The sequence below is a fragment of the Pseudomonas sp. NPDC077408 genome (genome assembly GCF_050269105.1).
Taxonomy (GTDB): domain Bacteria; phylum Pseudomonadota; class Gammaproteobacteria; order Pseudomonadales; family Pseudomonadaceae; genus Stutzerimonas.
This window is the reverse complement of sequence record NZ_JBNNHS010000003.1, coordinates 414,933-440,394: the sequence shown is the minus strand read 5'-3', so window position 1 is coordinate 440,394 and position 25,462 is coordinate 414,933. Positions and strand designations below refer to the sequence as shown.

Genomic DNA, 25,462 nt, shown 5'->3' with positions numbered 1-25,462 from the left:
CCAGGTATATGGGCCAGTCATGGGGGCAGATAAAAGGGATCAAGACCATGGCCAGAGCGCGCAAACCTGCCGCCTTCATTAAAGACCCCCTCTGGTACAAGGATGCGGTGGTCTATCAGGTTCACCTCAAATCCTTCTACGACTCGAACAATGACGGGGTTGGCGACTTTCAGGGCCTGATCGAGAAACTCGATTACATCGCTGATCTGGGCGTCAATACGATCTGGTTGCTGCCGTTCTATCCATCGCCACGCCGCGACGACGGCTACGACATTTCCGAGTACCGGGGTGTCCACCCGGACTACGGCACCATGGCCGACGCCAAGCGCTTCATCGCCGAAGCCCACAAGCGCGGGCTGCGGGTGATTACCGAACTGGTCATCAATCACACCTCGGATCAACATCCCTGGTTCCAACGCGCACGCAAAGCCAAGAAGGGCTCGGCAGCGCGTGATTTCTACGTCTGGTCTGACACTGATCAGAAGTACGACGGTACGCGGATCATCTTTCTCGACACCGAGAACTCCAACTGGACCTGGGACCCGGTCGCGCAGCAGTACTACTGGCACCGCTTCTATTCACACCAGCCGGATCTGAATTTCGATAATCCGCAGGTCATGAAGGCGGTCCTGAGCGTGATGCGTTACTGGCTCGACCTGGGCATCGACGGCGTGCGTCTGGATGCCATTCCCTATCTGGTCGAGCGCGACGGCACCAACAACGAAAACCTGCCTGAAACCCACGTGGTGCTGAAGCAGATTCGCGCCGAAATCGACGCCAACTATCCCGACCGCATGCTGCTGGCCGAAGCCAACCAATGGCCGGAAGACACCCAGCTCTACTTCGGCGGCGAGGATGGCGGGCTGGGCGACGAGTGCCATATGGCGTTCCACTTCCCGCTGATGCCGCGTATGTACATGGCGTTGGCTCAGGAAGACCGCTTCCCGATCACCGACATCCTCAGGCAGACGCCGGACATTCCGGAGAACTGCCAGTGGGCAATCTTCCTGCGTAACCACGACGAGCTGACGCTGGAAATGGTGACCGACAAGGAGCGTGACTACCTCTGGAATTACTACGCCAGTGACAAGCGCGCCCGGATCAATCTCGGCATCCGTCGTCGTCTTGCCCCATTGCTGGAACGTGATCGTCGGCGTATTGAGCTGCTGAACAGCTTGCTGTTGTCGATGCCCGGCACACCCGTGATCTATTACGGCGACGAGATCGGCATGGGCGACAACATCTTCCTTGGCGACCGCGACGGCGTGCGCACACCGATGCAATGGTCGGTGGATCGCAACGGTGGCTTCTCGCGCGCCGATCCACCGAGCCTGGTACTGCCGCCAATCATGGACCCGCTCTACGGGTACCAGGCAATCAACGTCGAGGCGCAGCAGCGTGATCCGCATTCGCTGCTGAACTGGACGCGTCGTCTGCTCTCGATCCGCAAGCAGTTCAAGGCATTCGGTCGTGGCACGCTGAAAATGCTGGCCCCGAGCAACCGCAGGATTCTGGCCTACATCCGCGAATTCACGACAGCAACGGGCGAAACCGAGGTGATCTTCTGCGTCGCCAACGTCTCGCGATCGGCTCAGGCGGCTGAACTGGAGCTGTCGCATTACGCGGGAATGGTGCCGGTGGAAATGGTAGGCGGCAGCGCCTTCCCCCCGATCGGTCAGCTGCCGTATCTGCTGACCCTACCGCCTTTCGGCTTTTACTGGTTCCAGCTGGCAACCAGTCACCAGATGCCCAGCTGGCACCAGGAACCGGTGGAAACCATGCCCGACTTTCAGACCCTGGTGCTCAAGCGGCTCGACACGCTTACAGCGGCCAACAAGAAAATCCTGGAGACCGAATCGCTGCCGGCATACCTACCCAAGCGGCGCTGGTTCGCCAGCAAGGACGCCACGATCGACTCGATCAAGATCTGCTACAGCGTTCCCTTCGGAAATCCGCAGCGGCCTGTGCTGCTGAGCGAAATTGCGGTCGAGGCGGCAGGGCGTACGGACTTCTACCAGTTACCGCTGGGCTTCCTCGAGGAAGGCGATTTCGACATCGCCTTGCCGCAGCAACTCGCCATGGCGCGCGTACGCCGCGGGCCTCAAGTGGGCCTGTTGACCGACGCCTTTGCGCTGAACCAGTTCGTACTCGGCGTGATCCAGGCGCTGCGCGACGGCCAGGTGCTGCCCTGCGGCGATGGTGAGATTCGCTTCGAGGCCATGAGAACGCTGGAAGAGATCGAATTGCCGGCGGATGCTGCAGTGCGCTACCTCACTGCAGAGCAATCCAACAGTTCGGCGATCATCGGCGGCAGCATGATGATCAAGGTGCTACGCCGGGTTTCAGCGGGTGTGCACCCTGAGCTTGAAATGGGGCGCTTCCTCACCGAGCAGGGTTTTACCCATATCTCTGCGATGCTGGGCCAGGTAACGCGTATCGACAAGCAAGGCATGCAGCACGCCTTGATGGTGGTTCAACGCTACCTGGACAACCAGGGCGATGCCTGGGAATGGACCCTCAACACGCTGGACCGCGCCGTGCGCGACCAGATCGCCGGAGGCGTATCGCTGCACGAGAACCAGTTCAGTGCGCTGGAAGAGTTGGAAGCCTTCAACCGTCTGCTCGGGCAACGCCTCGGTGAAATGCACATGGCGTTGGCGGCCAAGACGGATGATGCAGCCTTTGCCAGCGAGTCGACCCGCCCAGCCGACACCAAGGACTGGACGAAGGCTATTTCTGGACAGGTAGAGCGTGCGCTGGACCTGCTGCAGAGCCGCCGCGGCGATCTGGACCGTAAGGGCGCAGGGCTCGTTGATGAACTGCAAAAGCAACGCAAGCAGCTGCTGGCGGAGGTCAAGCGTTTGGCTGACCGCACCGTAGGTGGGCTGCGTATCCGGGTTCATGGTGATCTGCACCTGGGTCAGGTTCTTGTGGCGCAGGGCGATGCTTATTTCATCGACTTTGAAGGCGAGCCGGCTCGCTCCCTGGAAGAGCGCAGAAGCAAACTGAGCCCCTTCAAGGATGTCTCAGGCGTATTGCGCTCCTTTGAATACGCCGCCGCCATGGTTATGCGCAACGCACAGATCAGTGACAGCTCGGACACGGCCGGTCAGGCTCGGCGGTCCATTTCCGAAACCTATCAGCAGAGCGCGCGGGCGGTCTTCCTGGAAGCCTATCGCGAGGCGACCTCGGACATGCCGCATGCCTGGAAGGACAACGCTGGTGCCGATGCGGCGTTGGCGCTGTTCAGCCTGGAGAAAACTGCATATGAAGTTGCCTATGAGGCAGAGAACCGCCCGGCCTGGCTGTCCGTCCCGCTTCAGGGGCTGGCTGAACTGGCACAACAGATTTCCGATGGAGGTTCCCAATGATTGATCGTCCGGCCGTGACAATGCCCGGTGAAAACCTGCTGCCAACCGATGCCGATGTCGATGCGCTGGTGCGCGCCGAACATGGCAATCCGTTTTCTATCCTTGGCCCACATCCTGACGGCGATGGTCTCGTCGTGCGGGCCTACCTGCCCAACGCATTGGGCGTCGAGGTACTCGAGCGCAGCGGTGGGCGGGTACTGGCAGCAATGGAGCAGGGGCAGGTACCCGGCTTCTTTTTCACCCGGCTGACCAATCAACAGCCGTACCTACTGAAGATTCGCTGGGCAAGTGGCGAACAGATTACTGAGGACCCCTTCAGCTTTGGTCCCCAACTCGGCGAAATGGACATGTATCTGTTCTCCGAAGGTAACCATCGTCAGATCGGGCGCGTGTTCGGTGCTCAGCCCATGGAAGTTGAGGGCGTACAGGGCGTCCGCTTCGCAGTATGGGCGCCCAATGCCCGTCGGGTTTCGGTGGTCGGCAGCTTCAACGGCTGGGACGGGCGTCGGCATCCGATGCGCCTGCGCTTTCCGTCCGGCGTCTGGGAAATTTTCATCCCGCGTCTGCAGCCGGGAGAGTCCTACAAGTACGAGATTCTCGGGCCAAACGGCATTCTGCCGTTAAAGGCTGATCCGATAGCGCTGGCCACCGAGCTCCCGCCGGGCACCGCATCGGTGATCTCGCACCCGCTCGAGTACGAGTGGAAAGACGAGGCCTGGCTGCAGCAGCGGGCAGCGCAACAATCGGTAAAAGCCCCGATGAGCATTTACGAGCTGCACGCAGGCTCATGGCGCCGCGATGGCGGCGATGACGGTCGCCTGTACGACTGGCATGAGCTGGCCGAGCGGCTGATCCCCTATGTGGTCGACCTGGGCTTCACCCATATCGAACTGATGCCCATCATGGAGCATCCCTTCGGCGGCTCCTGGGGTTATCAGCTGCTGTCGCAGTTCGCACCCAGTGCGCGCTACGGGAATGCACACGATTTCGCAGCCTTTATCGATGCCTGTCACACAGCCGGTATCGGCGTGATTCTGGACTGGGTCCCGGCGCACTTCCCGACAGATGCTCATGGCTTGGGCGAGTTCGATGGCACTGCGCTGTACGAGTATGCACACCCGTTCGAGGGGTTCCACCAGGATTGGGATACCTACATCTATAACCTGGGGCGTACCGAAGTGCATGGCTTCATGCTTGCTTCGGCGCTGCATTGGCTGCGGGAATTCCACGTCGACGCACTGCGCGTGGATGCGGTGGCCTCGATGCTCTATCGAGACTACTCACGCAAGGAAGGCGAGTGGATTCCCAACCGTCACGGCGGTCGAGAGAATCTCGAAGCCATCGACTTTCTACGTCACCTGAACGACGTTGTGGCTACTGAGACTCCCGGTGCGCTGGTCATTGCGGAAGAGTCCACAGCATTCCCAGGCGTCAGCAAGCCAACGTCCGAGGACGGTTTGGGCTTCGCTTACAAGTGGAACATGGGCTGGATGCACGACACCCTGCAGTACATTCAAGAAGATCCGATTAACCGGCAGTACCATCATGACAAGCTGACCTTCGGGATGGTGTACGCCTATTCGGAGCACTTCGTGCTGCCGATTTCGCACGACGAAGTGGTGCATGGCAAAGGTTCTTTGATCGAGAAAATGCCCGGGGACCGTTGGCAGAAGTTTGCCAATCTTCGTGCCTACCTCTCGTTTATGTGGACCCACCCAGGCAAGAAGCTGCTATTCATGGGCTGCGAGTTCGGCCAGTGGCGCGAATGGAACCATGACCGCGAGCTTGATTGGCACTTGCTGGATGAGCCGGACCACCGCGGTGCGCAGAATCTTGTTCGTGATCTAAACCGCCTATATAGCCACGAGCCTGCGTTGCATGAACTCGATGCAGACCCGGCAGGCTTCCAGTGGCTGATTGGCGACGACCGTGCCAACAGCGTGTTTGCCTGGCTGCGAAAGAGCTCCACAGGCCATCCGCTGCTGGTGGTGGGTAACTTCACGCCCGTGGTGCGCGAGAACTATCGGGTCGGGGTGCCTGAAGACAGCCGTTGGCAGGAGATATTCAACAGTGATGCCGAGTGCTACGGCGGTTCCAACGTGGGCAATGGCGGGGGCATGCTCCCCGAGCAGATTCCCGCCCATGGCCAGGACGTTTCGCTGGCACTGACGCTGCCTCCGCTCGGCGTGGTCATCCTTCGACCCCAGGGGTAGCTAACCTGGCAGACGGCGCCTGAAATGCAGGCGCCGACACAAAAAAGCCGGAGCGGTGATCGCTCCGGCTTTTTTGTGTCTGGTACTTGTGCGGGTTCCTCAGCTAGAAGGGCAGAACGTATCAGGCGGCGGTGGGCGGGTGCTCCTCTTGCGCATCGTCATTGGAGACAGCCTGGCTATTGGAGCGCAGCTTCTTGGCCCGTATCTCCAGGGCCACGTAGACAACCGTGGCGAACAGCAGGGGGATGAGGAAGTACACCACCCGGTAGCCGATCAACCCCGCCACGATGCTGGCCTGGCTAAGCTCGCCACCGCCCAGCATCGTCACGAATACCGCTTCGATCACACCCAGACCCGCTGGGATGTGGGCAATCACGCCGGCTACGCTGCTGATCATCAGGATGCCTAGCACAACGGGGTAGGGGGCCTGCTGCGACAGCATGAAGTAGACTACCAGCGCCATTAGCGCCCAGTTGCTCGCGCCGAGCAGCATCTGGAAGACCGCCAGGCGCAGGCTCGGCAGATAGATTTCGTGCTTGCGGATCGTCCAGTGGCGGCGTTTGGAAAAGCCGCAGGCCCAGAGGTAGATCGCCGACGCCAGCAGCAGCCCGCCACCCAGCACACGCAATGCGGTATGTCCGATCTCCCAATCCGCGGGCGGCGTGATCCAGCCCAAGGCGAAGATCAGGCCGGCCAACCACAAGTAACCAAGCCAGTTGGTCAGCACGCTCATGGTAAACACTCGGGTGATCTGGGAGGTGCGTAGGCCAAACCGAGAATAGAGCCGATAGCGCAGTGCGATACCGCCCACCCAGGCGCTCAGGTTGAGGTTGAAGGCGTAGCAGACGAAGGTCACCGGGACGATTTGTCGGATCGGCAGGTCGTGCTGCGCATAGCGTTTGCCGAGTACGTCGAAACAGCAATACACCGTATAACTCACTGCGGTGGCTGCGCCAGCCAGCCACAGGGTTCGGGCGCTGTAATTGCGCAGCGTTTGGTAGACCTCGCTCCAGTTGACGTTGCGCGCCAGCCCGATCAATAGCCCGGCGACAAGAATGAAGAAGCAGTAGGTCAGGATCTTCTTGATCAGCGGCCAGCGACGGCGCCACCCACTCTGCGACTGCTGCTGGCGCTCGGTCATTGATGGTCTCGCTGCAAGGGGGCAGGGCTGGGCTCAAGCGGCTCCGGATCGAGCAACTGCAACCTTGGTTTATGCGCCGGCAACAGGCCCACCCACTGAGGGAAGTGGCGCAGAAAGTGGAAGATGATGAAGGCCAGCGGCGCGCGCCACCAGTAGCCGCGGATGATGCGTTCCAACGGAATGCGGCGGCAGTCGTGTTGCAACAGCCGGTCCAGATTCTCATGCAGTTGGCGATTGAATGTGTGATCGCGAATGATCAGGTTCGCCTCGAGATTGAGCGACAGGCTCAGTGGGTCAAGGTTGCTCGAGCCCACCGTGGACCATTCGTAGTCGGCCAGTGCGACCTTGCCATGCAGTGGCCGGCGGCAATATTCGTGGATCTCCACACCATCGCTCATCAGGTAGTTGTAGAGCATCCTCGCGCCGAATTTAGCGATCGGCATATCCGGTTCGCCCTGCAGAATCAACCGGACCCGAACGCCACGCCGTGCGGCGTTGCGAATCTCCCGCAGCACTCGGTAACCCGGGAAAAAATAGGCGTTGGCAATCAGCAAGCGCGAGCGGGCGTCGCGAATGGCCTGCAGGTAATGCTGCTCGATATCGTTGCGATGATCGTTGTTGTCGCGGGTGACGAACAGCGCACGCGCTTCGCCCCGGCTGACCCCGACAAAACCGTTGCTCTGCGTTCGCATTCGCCGGTGCCACCAGCGGCGGCCCGATTGGGCAGGACCGATAGCGCTCAGTGCGAAGCGGTGGATGTCGTGCACCACTGGGCCTTCGACCCGCATCGCGTAGTCCTGCTTTGCAGCGGGGCCAAAATCGCCCAGGTGATCTGCAGAAAAATTGATGCCGCCGATGAACGCGAACTCGCCGTCTATCACCACAATCTTGCGGTGCATGCGACGGAACACATTGATCCGCTTGCCGAGCAGCCGTTTGCCTGGGTCGAAGACGTGGATGCGTACACCGGCGCGCGCCATCGCCGCGGCAAAATCACCGTCCAGATCAGCCGAGCCATAGCCGTCCACGGTGACGTTTACGCTGACCCCGCGTTCGGCTGCGGCAATCAGCGTCTGTTGCAGCTCCTGTCCCACCTTGTCCTTGAAGAAAATGAAGGTTTCCAGCAGGACTTCCTTTTCCGCGGCCGCAATGGCCTCGAACACGGCGGGAAAGAATTCCTCACCGTTTTCCAGCAACTGAAGGCGATTCCCGTCTCTCCAGTGAAAATTCATAGGTGTATCTCCACCGCCAAGGGCAGATGATCGGACAAGTGTGTCCAAGGTTTGTTGCTCAGTATTCTCGCTTTGTGGCTCGTAGCATTTCGCACATAGATGCGGTCCAGGCGCAGCACTGGCCAGCGTGCCGGGAAGGTCTTGGCCACCTTGCCCTGGGCCACCGCGAATACCTCGTGCATGCCCGCGCAGCGATCAAGCACCTGCGCACCCTTGAGTCGCCAGTCGTTGAAGTCCCCGGCGACAACCACGGGCGCATCCGCTGGCAGTGAGTCGAGCAGGTCGCAGAGGAGGCGCAGTTGCTGCTGACGATGGGCTTCGCGCAGGCCCAGGTGCACGCAAATCGCGTGAAATTCCTCATGTCCCGGCACCTGCAACACGCTGTGCAAAAGGCCGCGACGTTCCGGCCCGGCAATGGAAATGTCGAGGTTCTCGTAGCGCGTGATTGGGAATTTCGACAGCAGGGCGTTGCCGTGGTCACCGTCGGGGTAGACGGCATTGCGCCCGTAGGCGAAATCGGTCCAGATGCTGTCGGCCAGAAACTCGTACTGCGACATCTTGGGCCAGTCGTGAAAGCGCAACGCGTGTTTTTCATGCGTGCCGAGCACTTCCTGCAGAAACACGACATCGGCCGACACCGCCCTGACTGCCTCGCGCAACTCCGGCAGGATGAACCGCCGATTGAGCGCGGTGAAGCCCTTGTGGGTGTTCACGGTCAGCAGGCGTACCGTGTTGACCGCGGTGGACATGTGCGCGTCGAGATCGCTGCTGTCGAGGGGATGGGTCTTGTCCAGATTCACGCAAATGCTCCTTCCAACTGGCCTGGAGTGGTTTCCAGGTCTTTATCCAGTCCGAGCCGGCGCAACAACTGTCGCGCGTCATACGGCGCCCGGACCTTTACATCGTTATCGAAATAGCAGTAGACGGCGCGCCGCTTGCGCGCCGGTGGTTTGCCGGAGCTGATCAGGTGAGCATCGTCAGGCTGGCTGCCGTTGCCCCAAAGGGTGATGCGCTGGGCCCAGTTGTCCAGAGCCTCATCGGTGTAGCCGCTGGTATAAAGCTCTTCCGCTCCGTGAAGGCGGATATAGACGAAATCGCTGGTGAGGTCCTCTTGATAGGGCCACTTGCCGGCCGTATCGGCCACCACCAGCGCTACCTTGTGCTTGCGCAGCAGCGCCACAAACGCCGGATCGACAAAGCTGTCGTTACGTATTTCGACCGCGTGCCGAAGGGGACGTTTGCGATCGATCTGCAGATAGCTACGTCCCTCCATGCGCGCTTCACACCCTTTCGCCATTTCCAGCGCCGCTTCGGTGTCATGGGGCAGTAAGGCGAGGAAGGTTTCGAAACGCTCAGGATCGAATTTGAACGACGGCGGGAATTGCCAGAGCATCGGGCCGAGCTTGTCTTTGAGCGCAAGGACACCGGACGCGAGAAAGTTGGCGATGGGCTTCTCCACGTCCCGAAGGCGCAGCACATGGGTGATGTAGCGGGGCGCTTTGACGCTGAACACGAAGCCCTCGGGCGTGTCGTCATACCAGCCCGCATAGAGCTCCGGCTTTTGCAACGAGTAGAACGAGCCATTGATCTCGATGCTGCTTACGGCTCGCGAGGCGAACTTCAGCTCGTGCTTCTGCACGAGCCCCTTGGGGTAGAAGTCGCCTCGCCAGGGTGCGTAGCGCCAGCCGGAAATGCCTATATGGATGGCTGCCATCGCTTGCTCCTGTGGCCTAACGGGGGTTCTGCATGCTGGTCGGATCGCTAGCCGGGAAGGTGTCGGCGACGGCCTCATCGATTAGATTCTGTTCCGAGCCGTTCTCCGAGCCCTCGCGTTGGGGCTTGAGCTCGACCTTGATCCAGCCTCCTTCGCGACGATCAAATGCCTCGAATGCCGCTATGACGTCGGTCATCGGTTTGACCTGCGTAAGAATCTTGGTCGGGTCGATGCGCCGCGCCTGGATCATTTCGATGAGCCGGGGAATGTACTTGCGGTGGTGACAGTTACCCATGTTCATGGTGATGTTCTTGTTCATGGCCTTGCCAATGGGGAAAGTCGTCGCATCCGGTGGATACACACCGATGATCGACAGGGTGCCGGCCTTTGCCAGACACTCAACACCCCATTCGAGCGCTTGGGACGGGGCATCGCCCGGTTGCCATTTGGCGTTCTGCTCAAGGTTCGCGCCGTCAGCAGGTTTGCCACCGCAGCAACCGTGTTCCGCATCGACACCGACGGCATCGATGACGCGGTCGACGCCAATCCCACCGGTCAAACGCTTTAACGTTTCGATTGGGTCTTCGCGATTGAAATCGATGATCTCGGCGCCCTGACTCTGGGCCATGCGTAAACGGTCGTCGTACTGGTCGATGGCAAAGATGCGCCCGGCGCCCAGCAGTTTGGCGCTGGCAATGGCGAATTGGCCCACCGGGCCGCAGCCAAATACCGCTACCGTGTCACCGGCCTCGATTTCGGCCATCTCGGCGCCGAAATAGCCGGTCGGGAAGATGTCCGAGAGCAGAATTGCCTGATCATCACTGATTTCCGGAGGCAGCTTTACCAGGCCGATATTGGCAAAGGGAATGCGCGCCTTTTCGGCTTGCAGTCCGTGGAACGGACCGGTTGCCGCCGGACCGCCGAAGAACGAGGTGCCTGCTTCCTTGCCGTTGGGATTGGCCACGTCGCACTGGGCGAAATAGCCCGACCGGCAGTACGAGCAGTTGCCGCACGCGATGGTCGAGGGAATCACCACGCGGTCGCCGACCTGCAGATTGCGAACGTCTTCACCGAGCTCTTCAACGATGCCGACCGCTTCATGGCCAAGAATGGTGCCGGGCTTCATGCCGCTAAAGGTGCCGCGAACGAAGTGCAAATCCGTTCCGCAAATGGCGGAAGCGGTGATTCGGACAATGGCGTCGGTCGGGGCTTCGATCTTGGGGTCGGGTACGTCTTCGAGGCGTATGTCGCCGACATCGTGATACACAACAGCTTTCATGGGCGTCTCCATAAACGGTCCCAATCGCGCCTGGCCGGGCTTCGATTGGGCTGAACGAATGATCAGTGACATCCTGTAGCGCAGCCGAGCTGGTACAGCTGGGCTGAAGAGTCCTCGGGGATGCGCCAGCCTCTACAGGCGTGCGATCCGCGGCACGTTGCATACGCAATCTGCTCCCTTCATTCGGACTGACGGTGGCTTGCCCGGTTCATCTTTTTTTCGGCTGCACGGCACCCGGTGCCGCTCGGTATCGGGTGCCTGTTGAGGTTTGGGAGGCGGGTTACAGCTTCGGCGAGGTCAACGGAGCGGGCGATTCCATGGAAGGTCGCCGGCAAAGGCTTCGACCAGGTAGTCGATCATGGCCCTCACTTTGGCTGGCGGACGGCGCTCTGGTGGGTAGACGACATGGATTCCGCCAAGGCCCAGCGGTGGCTGATCGAGTTCAACGACTTCAAGCTGGCCCCGGCTGAGCGCTGCGGCCACGATGAACTGCGGTTGGTAGATCAGCCCTTGGTCGCCGACGGCGGCAGCGACCAGCGCCGCGCCGTTGTTAGCCATCAAGTTGCCCTGAATCGGCACGCGGAATTCTCCTGCCGGACCAAATGCCCATTCTCGGCCGCCCAGCAGGTTCGACAGGCTGTACCCCAGGCAATTATGTTGGGACAGGTCGCTCACCCGCCTTGGCACTCCATGCTGGGCCAGGTAACCGGGCGAGGCGCATACCAGCATCGGGCAATCGGCCAGGCGCCTGGCCTGTAAGGGGCTATCGGTGAGGCGACCAATCCGCACCGCCATGTCCCAACTGCCATCGATCAGGTCAACCTGGCTGTCGGTGAGCCCCAGTTCAACTTTGACCGCGGGATGTCGCTGACTGAAAGCTGGCATCAACGGCGCGATGAAACGGGTGCCGAACGACAGTGGAACGTTCATGCGCAGCAGTCCCGAAGCCTCGACCCGCTGTGAGGCTACGCTGGCCTCGGCTTCGTCGATGTCCGGCAGGATGCGCAGGCAAGCCTCGAGGTAACTGCTTCCTGCGGCAGTCAGGCTTAGCCTTCGGGTGCTGCGGTGGAACAGCTTGACCCCAAGGCGTGCTTCCAACGCATCAACGTGTTTGGTTGCCATGGCCGGCGACAGTCCCAGATGACGTGCAGCGGCAGAGAGGCTGCCAGCATTGGCCGCCCGCGCAAACACACGCATGCCGGTGATTCGGTCGAGCATTGCAGCTCCTACTCTCAGTTGAAACTGTTGACGTGGATTCCCGTGTTCAGCTCAAAACGAGTGTAATCCATACTGTGCCTCCGCCCGCTCAGGATCATGATGCCATGAACGAACATGCCAACAAGACGCCTCCGGCTCGGATGCCAACGCTGTTCGTGCCGCACGGTGCCGGTCCGTGCTTCTTCATGGAGTGGGACCCGATCGATACCTGGGATGCGATGGCTGCCTTCCTGAGGTCTGTTGCCGCAACCTTGCCGCGGCGCCCCCGCGCGATCGTGCTGATATCCGGGCATTGGATGGAGCCAGGGGTCATGGTTACCGCAAACGCACGGCCTGGACTCATCTACGATTACTACGGCTTTCCGGCGCACACCTACACGTTAGACTACCCGGCGCCAGGCGATCCGCCGCTGGCTGCACGTCTGGTCGAGTTGCTCGGCCAAGCTGGTATTCCGGCGGGCGAAGATGGTCTGCGCGGCTTCGACCACGGCACCTTCATTCCGCTGAAACTGATGTTTGCAGAGGCAGACGTGCCGGTGGCGCAGTTGTCGCTGCAGCGCGATCTAGATGCTGCAGCCCATCTCGCCATCGGCCGCGCCATCGCTCCGTTGCGCGACGACGGCGTGCTGATTGTCGGCAGCGGTATGAGCTTCCATAACATGCGTGGCTATGGCGATCCGCGTTTTGCGCCGATTTCGGATGCCTTCGATCAATGGCTGAGCGACGCCGTCAGCGCACCGGCCGCGCGTCGCGAGGCGTTGCTCCAGCACTGGGAGCAGGCGCCTTCGGCGCGGCTCTGTCATCCGCCGGGCGGCGAAGAACATCTATTGCCGCTGATGGTGGCGGCCGGCGCTGCGGGCGATAGTGCCGGGCGCAGGATATTCACCGACCGCGTCATGCATACGACACTGTCAGCCTATCGGTTTGGCTGATTCATCAGCCCGTTTTAAGAAAAAGAGGATTCATCATGCTGAGCTCCACCGTACAAATCCAGACATCCGACCCGAGTCGCCTGATCCGTCGTCTCTGCAAACATTGGAGCCACAAGTTTGAGGTGGACTTCGATGATCATCAGGGACATATCGTGCTGGGCGCCACCCAATGCTGGTTGACGGCCGGAGATAACAGCCTGACGGCAAAATTGCAGACGCAGGACGAGGAGCTGTTGGCGCGAATGGAAACCGTATTGGCTGATCATCTAGAGCGCATGTCGGCCGGCGAGACCTTCAGTTTCGCCTGGCAGCGTGCTGACGCGCCGTAGCGATCAATCGTTACTGGCGAAATTCGGCAGCGTGCTGACCGGCTGTGAGAAACGGAAGGGGATCGACAACATCGAGTCGCCATAGGCTTTTTGCACGACAAAATGCAGGTGCGGGCCGGTGCTGCGGCCCGTATTGCCGGAGTGGCCAAGCAGGCTGCCGACCTTCACCTGTTGCCCTGGCTTGACCTTTACCGAACCGCGCTTCAGGTGCAGATACGCGCTATGCGTACCGTCGTCGTGCAGGATTCGCACGTAGTTGCCCGCCGGGTTGGGCATCCGCCCGTGCTGTCCATCGCGCGCTTTCAATACGGTTCCCGCGCGCGCCGCGACGATAGGCGTGCCTTCCGGCATGGCTATATCGACGGCATAGCGGCCCTTGGGTGAGGTGTGGCTGTAGTCCCCGCCAGCGCCCTGGGAAATGGAGAAGGGACCGCCTTTCCAAGGCAGGGCATAGGCATGACCGCCAACAGATCCCTTCTTGCCTGGCTCCGGTGAGTAGATCAACGAATAGCTGAACGACTGCTGGTACATCAGTGGATAGCCGGCTTGGCGTTTGCGAAGCGTGGCAATACGCATGCGGGTCCGTGCGGGGACCGTCTTGCGAACCACGCCTTTGCCAACGCCGGTGACATTGACCATGTGCGTCAGGCGCAACACGACTTCGACGGGAACGTCCGTATCGTTGCGCACATCCATCGCTTTGCCCGACCCGATCCGGTTGACGAATAGCTTCACAGTGCCGGGCTTGGCGGCGGGGAGCGTCGCGTTGCTGATGGTCCCGCCGGCAAGCGAGGGCAGGGTGACGAGCGAGCACAAGGTTAGAAGGACGAAAGAGATCAGCCGAGTAAGTTGCATAAAAAAGTGATCCGTCACGGAAGGGACACTCTGCCTGCGGCTGGCAGGAACAAATCCGTTGGGTTCATGAACACCGCGCTGTGGGTTGGGACTTGGGTCGCATTGCGGGGTTCAATACCGCACGTCGAGATCAAACGAACGGTTGAGTGATTACATCGATACTGCTCTGTAGATATGAAGAAGCCCCGTTATCCGGGGCTTCTTCTACTTCGACTCAGGCCAAGGCAAGCGCTTTAGCTTCACTCTTCTTCTTTGATCAGCTCGAACAACAGCAGCGAACGGCCGGTCAGTGCGTATTCATTGTTGAAATCGAATCGCTCGGCGCGCGCGTTGGGGTTGTTTGTGTCAATCAGGCGATTCCAGTAGATGCCTTGCGGCACTTCCGGCAGGGTGAAGTTCACCACGTCATGATGGGCGTTGACGATTATCAGCAGGGTCGCGTCCGAACCGGTCCTGCGGATGCCGGTAGGCTGGGCACGGCCGTCCAGCAGCATGCCCATGCAGCGGTTGTTGCCATCCTCCCAGTGCTCGATCGTCATTTCTTCTGCGTGAGGTGCAATCCAGCTCACGTCCTTGACGCCCAGCTCCTCGTTGTAGGCGCCGACCAGAAAGCGTCCACGGCGCAGCATCGGGTAGCGTTGACGCAGGCGAATCAGTTTCCGGACGAAGGATTGCAGTGTTCGGCCTTCTTCCGGTATTTCCCAGTTGACCCAACCGATTTCGCTGTCCTGGCAATAGGCGTTGTTATTGCCATGTTGTGTGCGAGCGAACTCGTCGCCCGCCACGATCATCGGTGTGCCCTGGGAGAACAGCAACGTCGCAAAGAAGTTGCGCATCTGACGGAAGCGCAGCTCGTGGATTTCCGGGTCGTCAGTCGGACCTTCGACGCCGTGGTTCCACGAGATGTTGTTGCTACTGCCGTCGCGGTTGTCTTCGTCGTTGGCTTCGTTGTGTTTGTCGTTGTACGAAACCAGGTCGTTCAGGGTGAAGCCGTCATGCGCAGTGATGAAATTCACCGAGCTGAATGGGCGACGGCCCCGCTGGTTGAACAGATCACCCGATCCCGTCAGGCGGGCGGCGAAGTCCGGCAACTGGTCACCATCACCTTTCCAGAAGGCACGAACGGTGTCGCGATACTGGTCATTCCATTCGGCCCAACCAGGCGGGAAGCCGCCGACCTGATAGCCGCCAGGGCCACAATCCCAAGGCTCTGCAATGAGTTTGGTCTTGGCCAGGACCGGGTCCTGGCGGCACGCTACGAGGAAGCCGTGGCGCTCGTCATAGCCGTCATGTTCCCGCCCCAAGATGGTTGCCAGGTCGAAGCGGAAGCCGTCGACATGCATTTCCTCGGCCCAGTAGCGCAGTGAGTCGGTAACCATCTGCACCACGCATGGGTGGCTCATGTCCAGGGTGTTACCAGTGCCGGAATCGTTGATGTAGTAGCGCTTCTCGTCGGGCATCAGGCGGTAGTAGGAGGCGTTGTCGATGCCGCGCATGGACAGGGTGGGACCCATCTCGTTGCCCTCGGCGGTGTGGTTGTAAACCACGTCGAGAATGACCTCCAGATCAGCGTTATGCAGGTGTGCGACCATTTCCTTGAATTCGCTGATCTTACCGCTTGCCAGGTACTTCGGATGAGGCGCGAAGAAGGCAATGCTGTTGTAGCCCCAGTAGTTGGTCATGCCCTTTTCGAGCAAATGTTGGTCCTGGACAAATGCATGGATGGGCAGGAACTCCACCGAAGAGACACCGAGCTTGCGGATGTAATCAATGACGTCCGGCGTCTTGAAACCGCCAAATGTCCCGCGCATGTCTTCGGGTACTGAAGGGTGCTGCATGGTGAAACCGCGCACGTGGGTTTCATAAATGATTGTGCGGTCCCAAGGTACTTGAACCGGTCGGTCATGACCCCAGGTAAACGCCGGGTCGATGACTTTCGACTTCGGTACGAAGGGCGCGCTGTCGCGCTCGTCGTAGCTCAGGTCAGCATCGGCGTGGCCGATGGTGTAGCCAAAGAGTGCCTCGGACCATTTCAGTCCACCGACCAGCTGCTTGGCATAAGGGTCGATCAGCAGTTTGTTCGGGTTGAATCGGTGGCCGGCATCCGGCTCGTAAGGCCCATGCACACGGTAGCCATAGATCTGCCCCGGATGAGCATCAGGCAGGTAACCGTGCCAGATCTCATCGGTGTATTCGGGCAGCTCGATTCGCTCGAGTTCGGTTTCACCATCGGTATCGAACAGACACAGCTCAACCCTTGTGGCATTCGCGGAAAAGATCGCGAAGTTAACCCCTAATCCGTCCCAGGTGGCGCCAAGCGGGAAGGGCTGTCCTTCGCGAATACGCGAAGGCACCAGAATTTGAGGCGCCGCAGGTTTGTTTCTACTCATGAAATCTCCGATGGCAACGCTAGGTAGGTGCTGTGCAAGGTGATGAGTCGTCACAGCCCGCCAACCCTCGTCGAGGGTTGGTTCGGATTCGTGGCGCGGTGTCGTTCAGCTTTCTTTCTTGGATCGGGGCGCGCGAGTCTTCTTCACGCCTTCCGGTGTGCCTTCTGCAGCGTCGGTACCTGCCTTGGCTTTAGGGCGCGCAGCTCCCTTGGTTGGGGCGACCGCTGGCTTGGCTGGTTTGACGTCTTTCGGTTCCTTGGTGTCCTTTGCGGGCTTGGCTGCTTTGGTCGCCTTGGCTGGTTCTTCAGCAGGCGTCGCATCCGTTGGTTTGGTGACTGCTTTGCGGGTTTTGGCCGGCTTGGTATCGGAAGTGTCGTTTTCCGCCTCGGCCAGCTTGCGTGCCATCTCCCAATGGCGTGCATCTTCACCGTGCGGACGGCCTTCCGATACCCAGATGTCATACGCCAGTTCGCGAATGCGCTGCTCTTGTTTAGTCATCGTTCTGATTCTCCTGTTGAACTGTTTGTTAGCTGTAAAAGCGCAAAAGGCAGATGCTGCAAAACTTCAGTCACGCTCAACCCTTCTTGTTTGGGTGTGACTGCCATTCCGTCAAAAAGTCGCTCCATCGCATGACCGCTCAGCGCATCGGGCAATCGAACATGGGTGTCGCCCCAACGCGCGGCCGGAATACTGGGTGCCGTGCTGTCGCCGAGCAGGCCGCTGGCCAGACGCGCTGCTACCACAATCAACCAGCTGCCATCGAGCTCTCGGGCGAAGGCGATGAGGCTCTCGGCGTGCTCACCCTCGACTTTCAACGGCAGGTAGCGGCCCGCGGTGAACAGCTGAGGTTGGGCCCGACGCAGCTTGAGCGTGCGCGCAATCAGCCATTGCTTGATGCGCCCGTCCTGCCAGTTCTCCATCAGTTCGGTCGGCTGGGCATCCGGTTGGAAGGTAGCGCGACGGCTATCGAAATCGACCGGGCGGCGGTTGTCGGGATCGACCAGACTGAAATCCCAGTAGTCCGTACCTTGATAGAGGTCGGGCACGCCTGGAGTGGTCATACGCAGGAGCGTCTGAGTAAGGCTGTTCAGCGCGCCGGCGGGTGCCAGCTCGTGGGCAGCCGCGGCAATGTCGTCCCTCAGCGTTTTGCACTCGTCGCCCAGAAGCAGCGCTCGCAGGTAATGCTGGCACGCGCCTTCGTAGTCACTGTTTGGGTCGGTCCAGGTGCTGCGCAACTTGGCCTCGCGTACGGCCTTCTCCTGCCATTGGATCATCCGATCGCAGAAGGTCTCCATGGCCGGCTTGTCGTCAGTGTTCAGATCCAGCGGCCAGCAGCCGAGCAACACCTGAAACAACAGCATTTCATCGCCAGCAGAAGGCGCCGGTCCATCGGGCAGTTCCTGGCGCTGGCCATAGGCGAGCTGGCGCCAGTGGCGCACTTTGCTGGCGTACCATTCGGCACGCTCACTGAGCACGGTCATCCGAGCACGGGTGTCTTCGCCGCGTTTGTGGTCGTGGGTGGCCGTTGTCAGCAGGTTCCGAGGGAAATGTTCGGCACGCGCCAGGCACTCGGCATGAAAGGTATCGACAGGCGCGCTGAAGGTCTGCGGATCGAAGCCAACGTCGTTGCGCGACAGCAGCGCGCCGGAGCGGTAGCAGGCGGTGTCTTCCACCGCCTTGGCGGCAGCCGGCGAGGTTAGCTGCTGGAACCGGGTGCAGGCATATCGGCGGATGCGCCGTGCAGGTCCCGGCGGCAACGAGCGAAGGTCTTCGCCGCCCAACCAGCGATCAAGGTGATCGAGTAGCGGCCAATCGGCCTCGCCCAGTGTGGTGCGGGCTGCGGCCAACGCCTGTTGAAAGAACGGCTCGTCGGCCTCGCGGCGGCCATGCGCGGCGATGTAGGTGCGATAGACGGGGAAGTGAACGATCAGCTCGAGCAGCGCGCGGCGGATAGCGCCCAAGGTGATGTCCCGGGTCATCACGTCATGCCGCGCAACCTGTAGCAGTGCCTGGGCGACGGTTTCGAAGTCGCCGGCCAGCGGCCCGGTGAGCACCAGTTGCCGAGCCTGGCGGACCTCCTCCATGAAATCGGCGGGGCGGTCGGCGGTTTCGCTCCACAGCGAGCACAGCACGGATTTTCCAGCTGGATCGTGCTGCAGCAAGGACACCTGATTCATGAATTCATAGCCGGTGGTGCCATCGACACCCCAGTCATCATGCAGGCGCTCACCTTCGGCGAGAATCTTCTCGACGTAGATCGGCACATGATCCTGTTCCGCGCCTTCGGGACGCGCGGCATTAAGCCGATCGACACGGCGCCGCAGACGGCGGCAGTAACCGCGCGGATTGGCCAAGCCGTCGATGTGGTCGATGCGCAGCCCGTCGACCAATCCTTCGCTGATCAGCTCGAAGATCTTCGCGTGCGTTTCCTCGAACACCACCGGACGTTCGACACGCAGGCCACCCAGTTCATTAATGTCGAAGAAGCGGCGCCAGTTTATGTCGTCGCCTGCGGTGCGCCAGCTGGCGAGACGATAGTGCTGCCGCTCGAGCAGCCCGTGAAGTCGTTTGAAGCCTTCTTCGGTGGTGGAGTCGTAGTGCCGGAGCGCACTTTCGAGTGTCTGCCGTGTGGCGCTGTCTTCCAGCAGTCGCGCCAGATCCGCGCGCAGGTGGCGGGCGGTTTGGTACGGCGCGGGCTCGGTCTTCAACGCGTCGAAATGCTGCCCTAGTGCGCGCAATTCCGGTTGTTCGGTCAGGCGCAGGATTTCGCCGTAGGTCGGTGGCGAAATCGGGAAGCGGTGCTCGTAGTGCTCGGCATAGAAGGCGCCGTTATCGATGTCCAGCTTCAGGGGGATCTTGCCTTGCTGCAAGGCTTCGCCGTAGTCACTGCCGAGGAAAGGAACCAACAGTTGGCCTTCGAGCAGCGGATCAGGCGAGTTCCACTGAATGTCGAAGAACTGCGCATAGGGGCTACGTCGGCCCCATTCGAGCACGTCGAGCCACCAGGGATTGCCCGAGCCACCCACCGCCATGTGGTTGGAGACGATATCGAGTATCAGGCCCATCCCTTTGGCCCGAAGGGCATCGACCAGGCGCCGTAGTGCGGGCTCGCCGCCCAGTTCGGGATTGATCCGGGTAGGGTCGATGACATCGTAGCCGTGCATTGAGCCGGGGCGGGCCGTTAACAGGGGCGACGCGTACAGATGACTGATGCCCAGGTCAGCGAAGTAGTCGACCAGTGCAGTGGCATCGTCAAGGGTGAAGTCACGATGGAACTGCAGTCGCAACGTGGCGCTAAGGTCTCTCATCGATGTTTAGTTCCAATAGCCTGCTCGCGCGCACTGGATAGAAGCTCCAGGCGGTGCGCGCAGGCGGGGTCGTCAAGCATGGTGGCGCTGTCACTGGGATAGCGGCGGCGCCAGTTGGGATGGGTGTCGATAATGCCGGGCATGTTCGGCTGTTCGAGCAGGCCCAGGGCGTCCTCAACCGGGAACAGCACCAAGGGGGCGGGCGAGCGCCCGAGGCACACCGCGCAGGCGTCGGCCAGGACGTCGGGATCGGCGAGGTCGCCCTTGACGCTCGGCGCATACTCACGCAACAGCCGCAGCAGCCCGGCGCGCTCGCGCTCGCGTTCCTCCAGCTGCGCCGGGCGCTCGTCTTCACGGTGCTGGCCGACGCGGATACGCCAGTCGATATCGTGGGCCTTCCACCAACCTTCAATGGTGGGCAGGTCATGCGTGGTGGACGTAGCGATTGCACTGTCGGGCCATTCTTCGAGCGGCTTGAAAGTGCCGTTGTCATCGCGTTCGAAGAACAGCACTCGCATGCCCAGCAGCTTGCGCGCCGCTAACTTTTCACGCAGCCCTTCGGGCACGGTGCCGAGGTCTTCACCGAGCACTACGGCGTTACGCCGCCAGGCTTCCAGCGTGAGCAGACGCAACAGGTCATCGAACGGGTAGTTGAGGTAAGCGCCTTCTGTAGGGCCGGCGCCCGCCGGCATCACCCACAGGCGCATCAGGCCCATCACATGGTCAATGCGTATGCCACCGGCATGCGCCAGATTGGCCCTTACCATTTCGATGAACGCGCGGTAACCATGGGCCTTCAGGCCCCATGGGGAGAACGCTGAGATTCCCCAGCTCTGCCCCTGGCGATTGATGATGTCTGGCGGTGCACCCACGCTGAGCGCTGCCAGTACTTCGTCCTGGCGGCTCCAGGCCTGACTGCCGCCACCGTCGGCTCCGACGGCCAGGTCGCTGATCAGGCCGATCTTCATTCCGGCACTGCATGCGGCAATCTGGGCCCGCTCAAGTCCACGGGCGATCAACCATTGGCAGAACGCGTAATAGCTCACCTCGGAGGCGTTTTGTTGAGCGAACTGTTCGACGGCAGGGCTCTGGGGCGTCCGGTATTCCTCAGGCCAGTCACGCCAGTGTTGCGGATAGCCTTCGGGACTGAGGAGGGCGGCGTGTAGCGCTTCGAAGCGGCAATGGTTTTCAAGCGCTTCACCACCCGCCTCGCGGAAGCTGTCGAAGTCCGCCTGCTGAGCGTTGCCGCCTGTGGAGAAATCCTCGTACAGCGTGCGCAGCAGGCACTGCCGGGCTTGCGAGGCGGCGTCCCAGTCGATCAGTTCGAGCGACTCGAGGCGTTCCAGCTCGTCGGCAAGCCCGCAGGACTCGATTGCCATGCGCAGCGGCTTTTCACCCAGCACGCTGCCAGGTGCGCTGTGCAGAATGTTGTAGAACAGCCGGCTCGACGGTGAGTACGGGCTGTATTGCTGGCTGTTGCCTGTGAACATCGCATGCACGGGGCTGATGCCCAAAGCGTCGGCCCCGTGTGCCGCCGCGTTGCGCGCAATTGCTTCGAGCGCCTGGGTATCGCCGAGCCCGCCGTCACCCGGACGCCGCAGCCCATAAAGCTGCACCGTGACTCCCCAGGCAGCCGGGCCGGCCAGATCCTCGACGCTTGGGCAGGCAACTGGAGCAACGGCGAGCGTCAGCTGCTGGTCGGCGATGTTTAGCTGGTGATAGCCGGGCACATCAATGGCGGCAAGGCGCGACTGGGCGTCCAGAGTGCCGTTCTGCTGGCTCCCGTCTTCGAGCGTCAGGCTGTAACGGGACGATGGTTCAAAGTACTGACCGAGATCCAGCGCTGCGCCCTGGTCGAACGTCAGCAGCGGTGGCACGCTGGCCGCCCCTGCGCCGGTGTCAAGTTTGTCCAGGCTGCGCTCGATCTGATCATCGCTGTCGGCCGGTAGCCCCAGCCCGTCAAGCACAGCACGCAAGACCTCCGGCTTGACCCGTTGATCCTTGCCGTCTGCATCAACCCACTCGATGGACAGGCCAGCCGCCTCGGCCAGGCGGTTCAGTCGTTCATCGCTCATTAAGACACTCCTGCAGAATCAAGCAAATACATCCTGGCGGTGTGCGCAGGTATCGTGTCAGTGCCGCCTGAATCGCCTTCACGGCTGCTGTGCAGTAAGCGCGTATTCGCAGCGGGCGGCGTCACGGCAAGGTCCTTGCCGCTCAAATTGAGCTCCAGGCGCAGTTCGCTGCCGTCGCCCAGTTGCCAACGCGCCAACGCAGCGGCTTCGCCCAAGGCTTCAGCGCCGAGGAAGCGCGAGCCTTCCAGGCGCGGCACGATTTCGGCGTGGCGAAGCTGGAGCAGCTGGCGATACAGGCGCAGCCATTCGGCGTGTTCAGGCTCGTCGCGTTTGCTGAAATCGGGTTTGGAGGCCTCGTACGTCTCCAGCGCGTTTGGATCGGGAATGCGCTCGCGGGTGTGCTCGTCGGCGAACTCGGCAAATTCCGCAAACTCGCCACGGCGCCCCTCGCGTACGGCATCGGCTAGCTCGCCGTGGTGGCTGGTAAAGAACAGGAAGGGCTCGCGTGCGCCCCATTCTTCGCCCATGAACAGCAGCGGCACCATGGGGGAGAGCAGCAGCACCGCAGTTGCCGCCTTCAATGCATCGGGCGGAGCCAGCGTAATCAGACGGTCACCAAAGGCCCGGTTACCCGTCTGGTCGTGGTTCTGCAGGAACAGGACGAAGGCAGTCGGGGAGAGGTGACCGCTGGGCTCGCCTCGCGATTCGCCACGGCGATTCTCATGCCCCTGGTAGATAAAGCCTTCGCCCAGGAAGCGCACCAGCTTGTTGGTCGAGTCGTTATGGTAGTCGCCGTAGTAGCCTTGGCTCTCGTCGGTGAGCAGGGTGTGCAGGACGTTATGGCCGTCGTCGTTCCACTGGGCGGTAAAGTCATCCGCGAGCAGGCTGGCAAGGTTGTGTTCGTTCTCAAGTACTAAATGCACATGGCGGCCAGGCTCCACTTCCGCACGCACGCGTTCAGCCAGTTCGGGCAGGAAGGTCCGGTCGGGAATGGCGTGGACAGCGTCCATGCGCAGCCCGTCGAAGCGATAGTCCATCAACCACATCAGCGCGTTGTCGATGAAGAAATCGCGAACTTCGCGGCGGCGGAAATCGATCCCATCCCCCCAAGGCGTCTGCTGGTCGTGGCGGAAGAAATGCTTGGCGTAACGGTGCAGGTAATTGCCGTCCGGGCCGAAGTGGTTGTAGACCACGTCGATGAACACCATCAGGCCCAAGCCATGGGCGGTGTCGATCAAGTGCTTGAGCTCGTCGGGTGTGCCGTAGGACGCCTCCGGCGCGTAGAGCAGGACGCCGTCGTAGCCCCAGTTACGGTCACCCGGAAATTCGGCGAGCGGCATCAACTCGATAGCCGTGACGCCGAGATCTGCCAGTGCCTGAAGACGCTGTTCGATCTGCGCATAGCCGCCATAGCTGCCAACGTGCAGTTCGTAGAGCACGGTTTCGTGCCAGGGGCGGCCTTGCCAATCCGCGTTGCGCCACCGGTAAGCAGCAGAATCGACGACCACGCTCGGGTCGTGCACATCAACCGATTGTGCCCGCGACGCAGGGTCCGGCACCTGGAGCTCATTGTCGATCAGGAAACTGTACTGTGTGCCGGCGCCGACATCGGCTTCGACGCTGTACCAGCCATCAGCGCCTTCCTGCATGGGCAGCGTATCGCCGCCAACTACCACCAGGCTGACGCTTTGCGCGTCTGGTGCCCAGAGCCTGAACCGGGTACGAGAATCGTCCAGTAGCACCGGTCCGTGTTGCCCGTTGCGGGCGGGCCTATTCTGCATTGATCAACCTCATTAGATAGTGGCACTGACCTCGCGTCGTCCGCCCAATAGGCGTTGGTACAACCGGTCATAGGGTTCGATCGCGTGGCTCCAGAAAAATCCCCCACTCATTGCACGGCAGCGCATCGCATTGAGCAGTTGGGGGTTCCGATGTACGGCTAGCGCGCGTTCGACTGCTCCGCGGTAGCTGTCAACGGTGGCTTCGCTGAACAGGAACCCGGTGACACCGTCATCAATGCTGTCTGCCAGACCACCGGTCCGGTGGGCCACCGGCAAAGAGGCAAAGCGCTGGGCGTACATCTGGCTTAGGCCGCACGGCTCGTAGCGCGATGGCATAAGCAGGAAGTCGCTGCCGGCGAACAGGCGACGGGCATCGGTTTCGTTGAAGCCGATATGCGCGCCGACATGACCGGGGAAACGCTCGACCAGACGCCGCACTTCGTCTTCGATATGCGGATCACCACGGCCGAGAATGGCCAGCTGGCCGCCGTTTTCGACGATGGTTTCTGCAACCGCGATGGTCAGGTCGATGCCTTTCTGGTGCACCAGGCGAGAAACCACTGAAAACAATGGACCGTTGCCTTCGACCAGGCCAAAGAGTTCACGTACGTGTGCCGCGTTAGCGTCTTTGCCGGACCAATCATTCGGGCCGAAAGGGCTGACCAGATGAGAGCAGCTGCGCGGCTCCCAGCTTTCTTCGATGCCGTTGAGCAAGCCGGTGAGCAGGCCCTGGCGCGCCTTCATGCTGAGGAAACCTTCCATGCCGCAGCCGAATTCCGGCGTGGTGATCTCCTGCGCATAGGTCGCGCTGACTGTGGTGACATGGTTCGCATAGGCGATACCGGCCTTGAGCAGCGACAGGGCACCGTAGAATTCCATGCGCTCTGGGCCGCAGCCTTCAAGTGGAATCGCCAGCGAACGGCGCAGGCTCATGTCGATGTTGCCCTGGTACGCCAGGTTGTGAATGGTGAATACGCTTGGCGTGGTCAGACCGCGCCAGTGCATGTAGGCGGGCGTGAGCCCAGTCGGCCAGTCGTGGGCATGGACCAGATCAGGCGTCCAGCGAATACCTGCCGTGCCATCGGCAATATCGGTTGCTGCCATGCACAGGCGGGCAAAGCGCACCGGATTGTCTGGCCAATCCTGGCCGTGCTCATCGCCATAGGGCAGGCCGTCGCGCTCGTAGAGTTCCGGGCAGACCACCACGTAGATGATCAGGCCATCCGGCATGTCTAGGCGGCCGATTCGGCTCGGCGGCAAATCAGCGTGGGAGATCACGCTGCCAACGATACGAATCGGCTCGCCGCACTGCATCACTTGTGTGTAGCCAGGAATGAGCACGCGCACGTCATGCCGATCACCGAGGGCCCGGGGCAGGGCTGCGGACACATCGGCCAGGCCGCCGGTCTTGACCAGGTCGGTCAATTCGGACGTCACAAAAAGAATTTTTTTCTTGTCGTCCTGGGTGCTGCGCAATTGCAGCAAGGGACGTTCAGCTGGCGGCGCCAGGCGTTGTGCAATGTTAAAGCGGACGGGGCGGGTGTCCACAGCAGCAATACTCATAATTTACCTCTCCCCAAGCGGGCCAGCGTCTCTAGCAGGCCTGCTATAAGCACGTTTCTTC

At 61.0% G+C, this 25,462-nt stretch carries 17 protein-coding genes; 4 read left to right on the top strand and 13 right to left on the bottom strand.

Annotated elements, in window-relative coordinates; translation table 11 throughout:
• Positions 1–47 precede the first annotated feature (47 nt).
• Together treS and glgB are read left to right on the top strand one after the other, a co-directional pair.
• On the top strand, positions 48–3,371 hold the full coding sequence (gene treS, locus ACQKEK_RS11270) for a maltose alpha-D-glucosyltransferase (RefSeq protein WP_499142652.1): 3,324 nt from the start codon (positions 48–50) through the stop codon (positions 3,369–3,371).
• A complete protein-coding gene (gene glgB, locus ACQKEK_RS11265; protein ID WP_499142650.1) occupies positions 3,368–5,584 on the top strand; it encodes a 1,4-alpha-glucan branching protein GlgB in 2,217 nt (738 codons plus the stop codon). The genes treS and glgB overlap by 4 nt, the downstream gene beginning before the upstream one ends.
• 121 nt (positions 5,585–5,705) lie before the next feature.
• Here the strand turns inward: glgB and ACQKEK_RS11260 are convergent, their stop codons facing one another.
• The 6 genes from ACQKEK_RS11260 to ACQKEK_RS11235 form a co-directional block, all read right to left on the bottom strand.
• Positions 5,706–6,725: a lysylphosphatidylglycerol synthase domain-containing protein gene (locus ACQKEK_RS11260; protein ID WP_499142649.1), complete on the bottom strand. Its 1,020-nt coding sequence runs from the start codon at positions 6,723–6,725 to the stop codon at positions 5,706–5,708.
• Entirely contained in the window at positions 6,722–7,957 is a 1,236-nt protein-coding gene (gene clsB / locus ACQKEK_RS11255) for a cardiolipin synthase ClsB (protein ID WP_045427402.1), read from the bottom strand. Before clsB ends, ACQKEK_RS11260 begins: the two co-directional genes overlap by 4 nt.
• Positions 7,954–8,757 (bottom strand): endonuclease/exonuclease/phosphatase family protein, encoded by an 804-nt coding sequence (locus tag ACQKEK_RS11250; RefSeq protein ID WP_128121261.1) that lies wholly within the window; start codon positions 8,755–8,757, stop codon positions 7,954–7,956. Before ACQKEK_RS11250 ends, clsB begins: the two co-directional genes overlap by 4 nt.
• Positions 8,754–9,671 (bottom strand): DUF72 domain-containing protein, encoded by a 918-nt coding sequence (locus ACQKEK_RS11245; RefSeq protein WP_499142647.1) that lies wholly within the window; start codon positions 9,669–9,671, stop codon positions 8,754–8,756. The genes ACQKEK_RS11250 and ACQKEK_RS11245 overlap by 4 nt, the downstream gene beginning before the upstream one ends.
• Before the next feature lie 16 nt (positions 9,672–9,687).
• Positions 9,688–10,950 carry a zinc-dependent alcohol dehydrogenase gene (locus ACQKEK_RS11240; protein WP_499142646.1) on the bottom strand — a complete coding sequence of 421 codons (1,263 nt, stop codon included), beginning with the start codon at positions 10,948–10,950 and terminating at the stop codon, positions 9,688–9,690.
• 297 nt (positions 10,951–11,247) lie between these two features.
• Positions 11,248–12,168, bottom strand: a complete 921-nt coding sequence (locus ACQKEK_RS11235) for a LysR family transcriptional regulator (protein ID WP_499142645.1) — start codon at positions 12,166–12,168, stop codon at positions 11,248–11,250.
• 104 nt (positions 12,169–12,272) lie between these two features.
• On the opposite strand from ACQKEK_RS11235, the gene ACQKEK_RS11230 reads away from it, so the two are divergent.
• Together ACQKEK_RS11230 and ACQKEK_RS11225 are read left to right on the top strand one after the other, a co-directional pair.
• Positions 12,273–13,100, top strand: a complete 828-nt coding sequence (locus tag ACQKEK_RS11230; RefSeq protein WP_499142644.1) for a DODA-type extradiol aromatic ring-opening family dioxygenase — start codon at positions 12,273–12,275, stop codon at positions 13,098–13,100.
• A 35-nt stretch (positions 13,101–13,135) separates the two neighbouring features.
• On the top strand, positions 13,136–13,429 hold the full coding sequence (locus ACQKEK_RS11225) for a DUF2218 domain-containing protein (protein ID WP_128121257.1): 294 nt from the start codon (positions 13,136–13,138) through the stop codon (positions 13,427–13,429).
• Between the two features lie 3 nt (positions 13,430–13,432).
• On the opposite strand, the gene ACQKEK_RS11220 is transcribed toward ACQKEK_RS11225, so the two are convergent.
• From ACQKEK_RS11220 to glgA, 7 genes are all read right to left on the bottom strand, one after another.
• Positions 13,433–14,284, bottom strand: coding sequence for a M23 family metallopeptidase (locus tag ACQKEK_RS11220; protein WP_499142643.1), 852 nt, complete (start codon positions 14,282–14,284; stop codon positions 13,433–13,435).
• 239 nt (positions 14,285–14,523) lie between these two features.
• The gene (gene glgX, locus ACQKEK_RS11215; RefSeq protein WP_499142642.1) at positions 14,524–16,674 is read right to left on the bottom strand and encodes a glycogen debranching protein GlgX; all 2,151 of its coding nucleotides are present in this window, start codon (positions 16,672–16,674) and stop codon (positions 14,524–14,526) included.
• A gap of 105 nt (positions 16,675–16,779) precedes the next feature.
• Positions 16,780–17,172 carry a DUF2934 domain-containing protein gene (locus ACQKEK_RS11210; RefSeq protein ID WP_128121254.1) on the bottom strand — a complete coding sequence of 131 codons (393 nt, stop codon included), beginning with the start codon at positions 17,170–17,172 and terminating at the stop codon, positions 16,780–16,782.
• Entirely contained in the window at positions 17,169–19,982 is a 2,814-nt protein-coding gene (locus ACQKEK_RS11205; RefSeq protein ID WP_499142641.1) for a malto-oligosyltrehalose synthase, read from the bottom strand. The genes ACQKEK_RS11210 and ACQKEK_RS11205 overlap by 4 nt, the downstream gene beginning before the upstream one ends.
• Complete coding sequence (malQ, locus tag ACQKEK_RS11200) at positions 19,979–22,057, bottom strand: 4-alpha-glucanotransferase (protein ID WP_499142640.1); 2,079 nt, start codon at positions 22,055–22,057, stop codon at positions 19,979–19,981. Before malQ ends, ACQKEK_RS11205 begins: the two co-directional genes overlap by 4 nt.
• A complete protein-coding gene (treZ, locus tag ACQKEK_RS11195) occupies positions 22,057–23,838 on the bottom strand; it encodes a malto-oligosyltrehalose trehalohydrolase (protein ID WP_499142639.1) in 1,782 nt (593 codons plus the stop codon). Before treZ ends, malQ begins: the two co-directional genes overlap by 1 nt.
• A gap of 12 nt (positions 23,839–23,850) precedes the next feature.
• Positions 23,851–25,401: a glycogen synthase GlgA gene (gene glgA, locus ACQKEK_RS11190; protein WP_499142637.1), complete on the bottom strand. Its 1,551-nt coding sequence runs from the start codon at positions 25,399–25,401 to the stop codon at positions 23,851–23,853.
• Between the last annotated feature and the right edge of the window lie 61 nt (positions 25,402–25,462).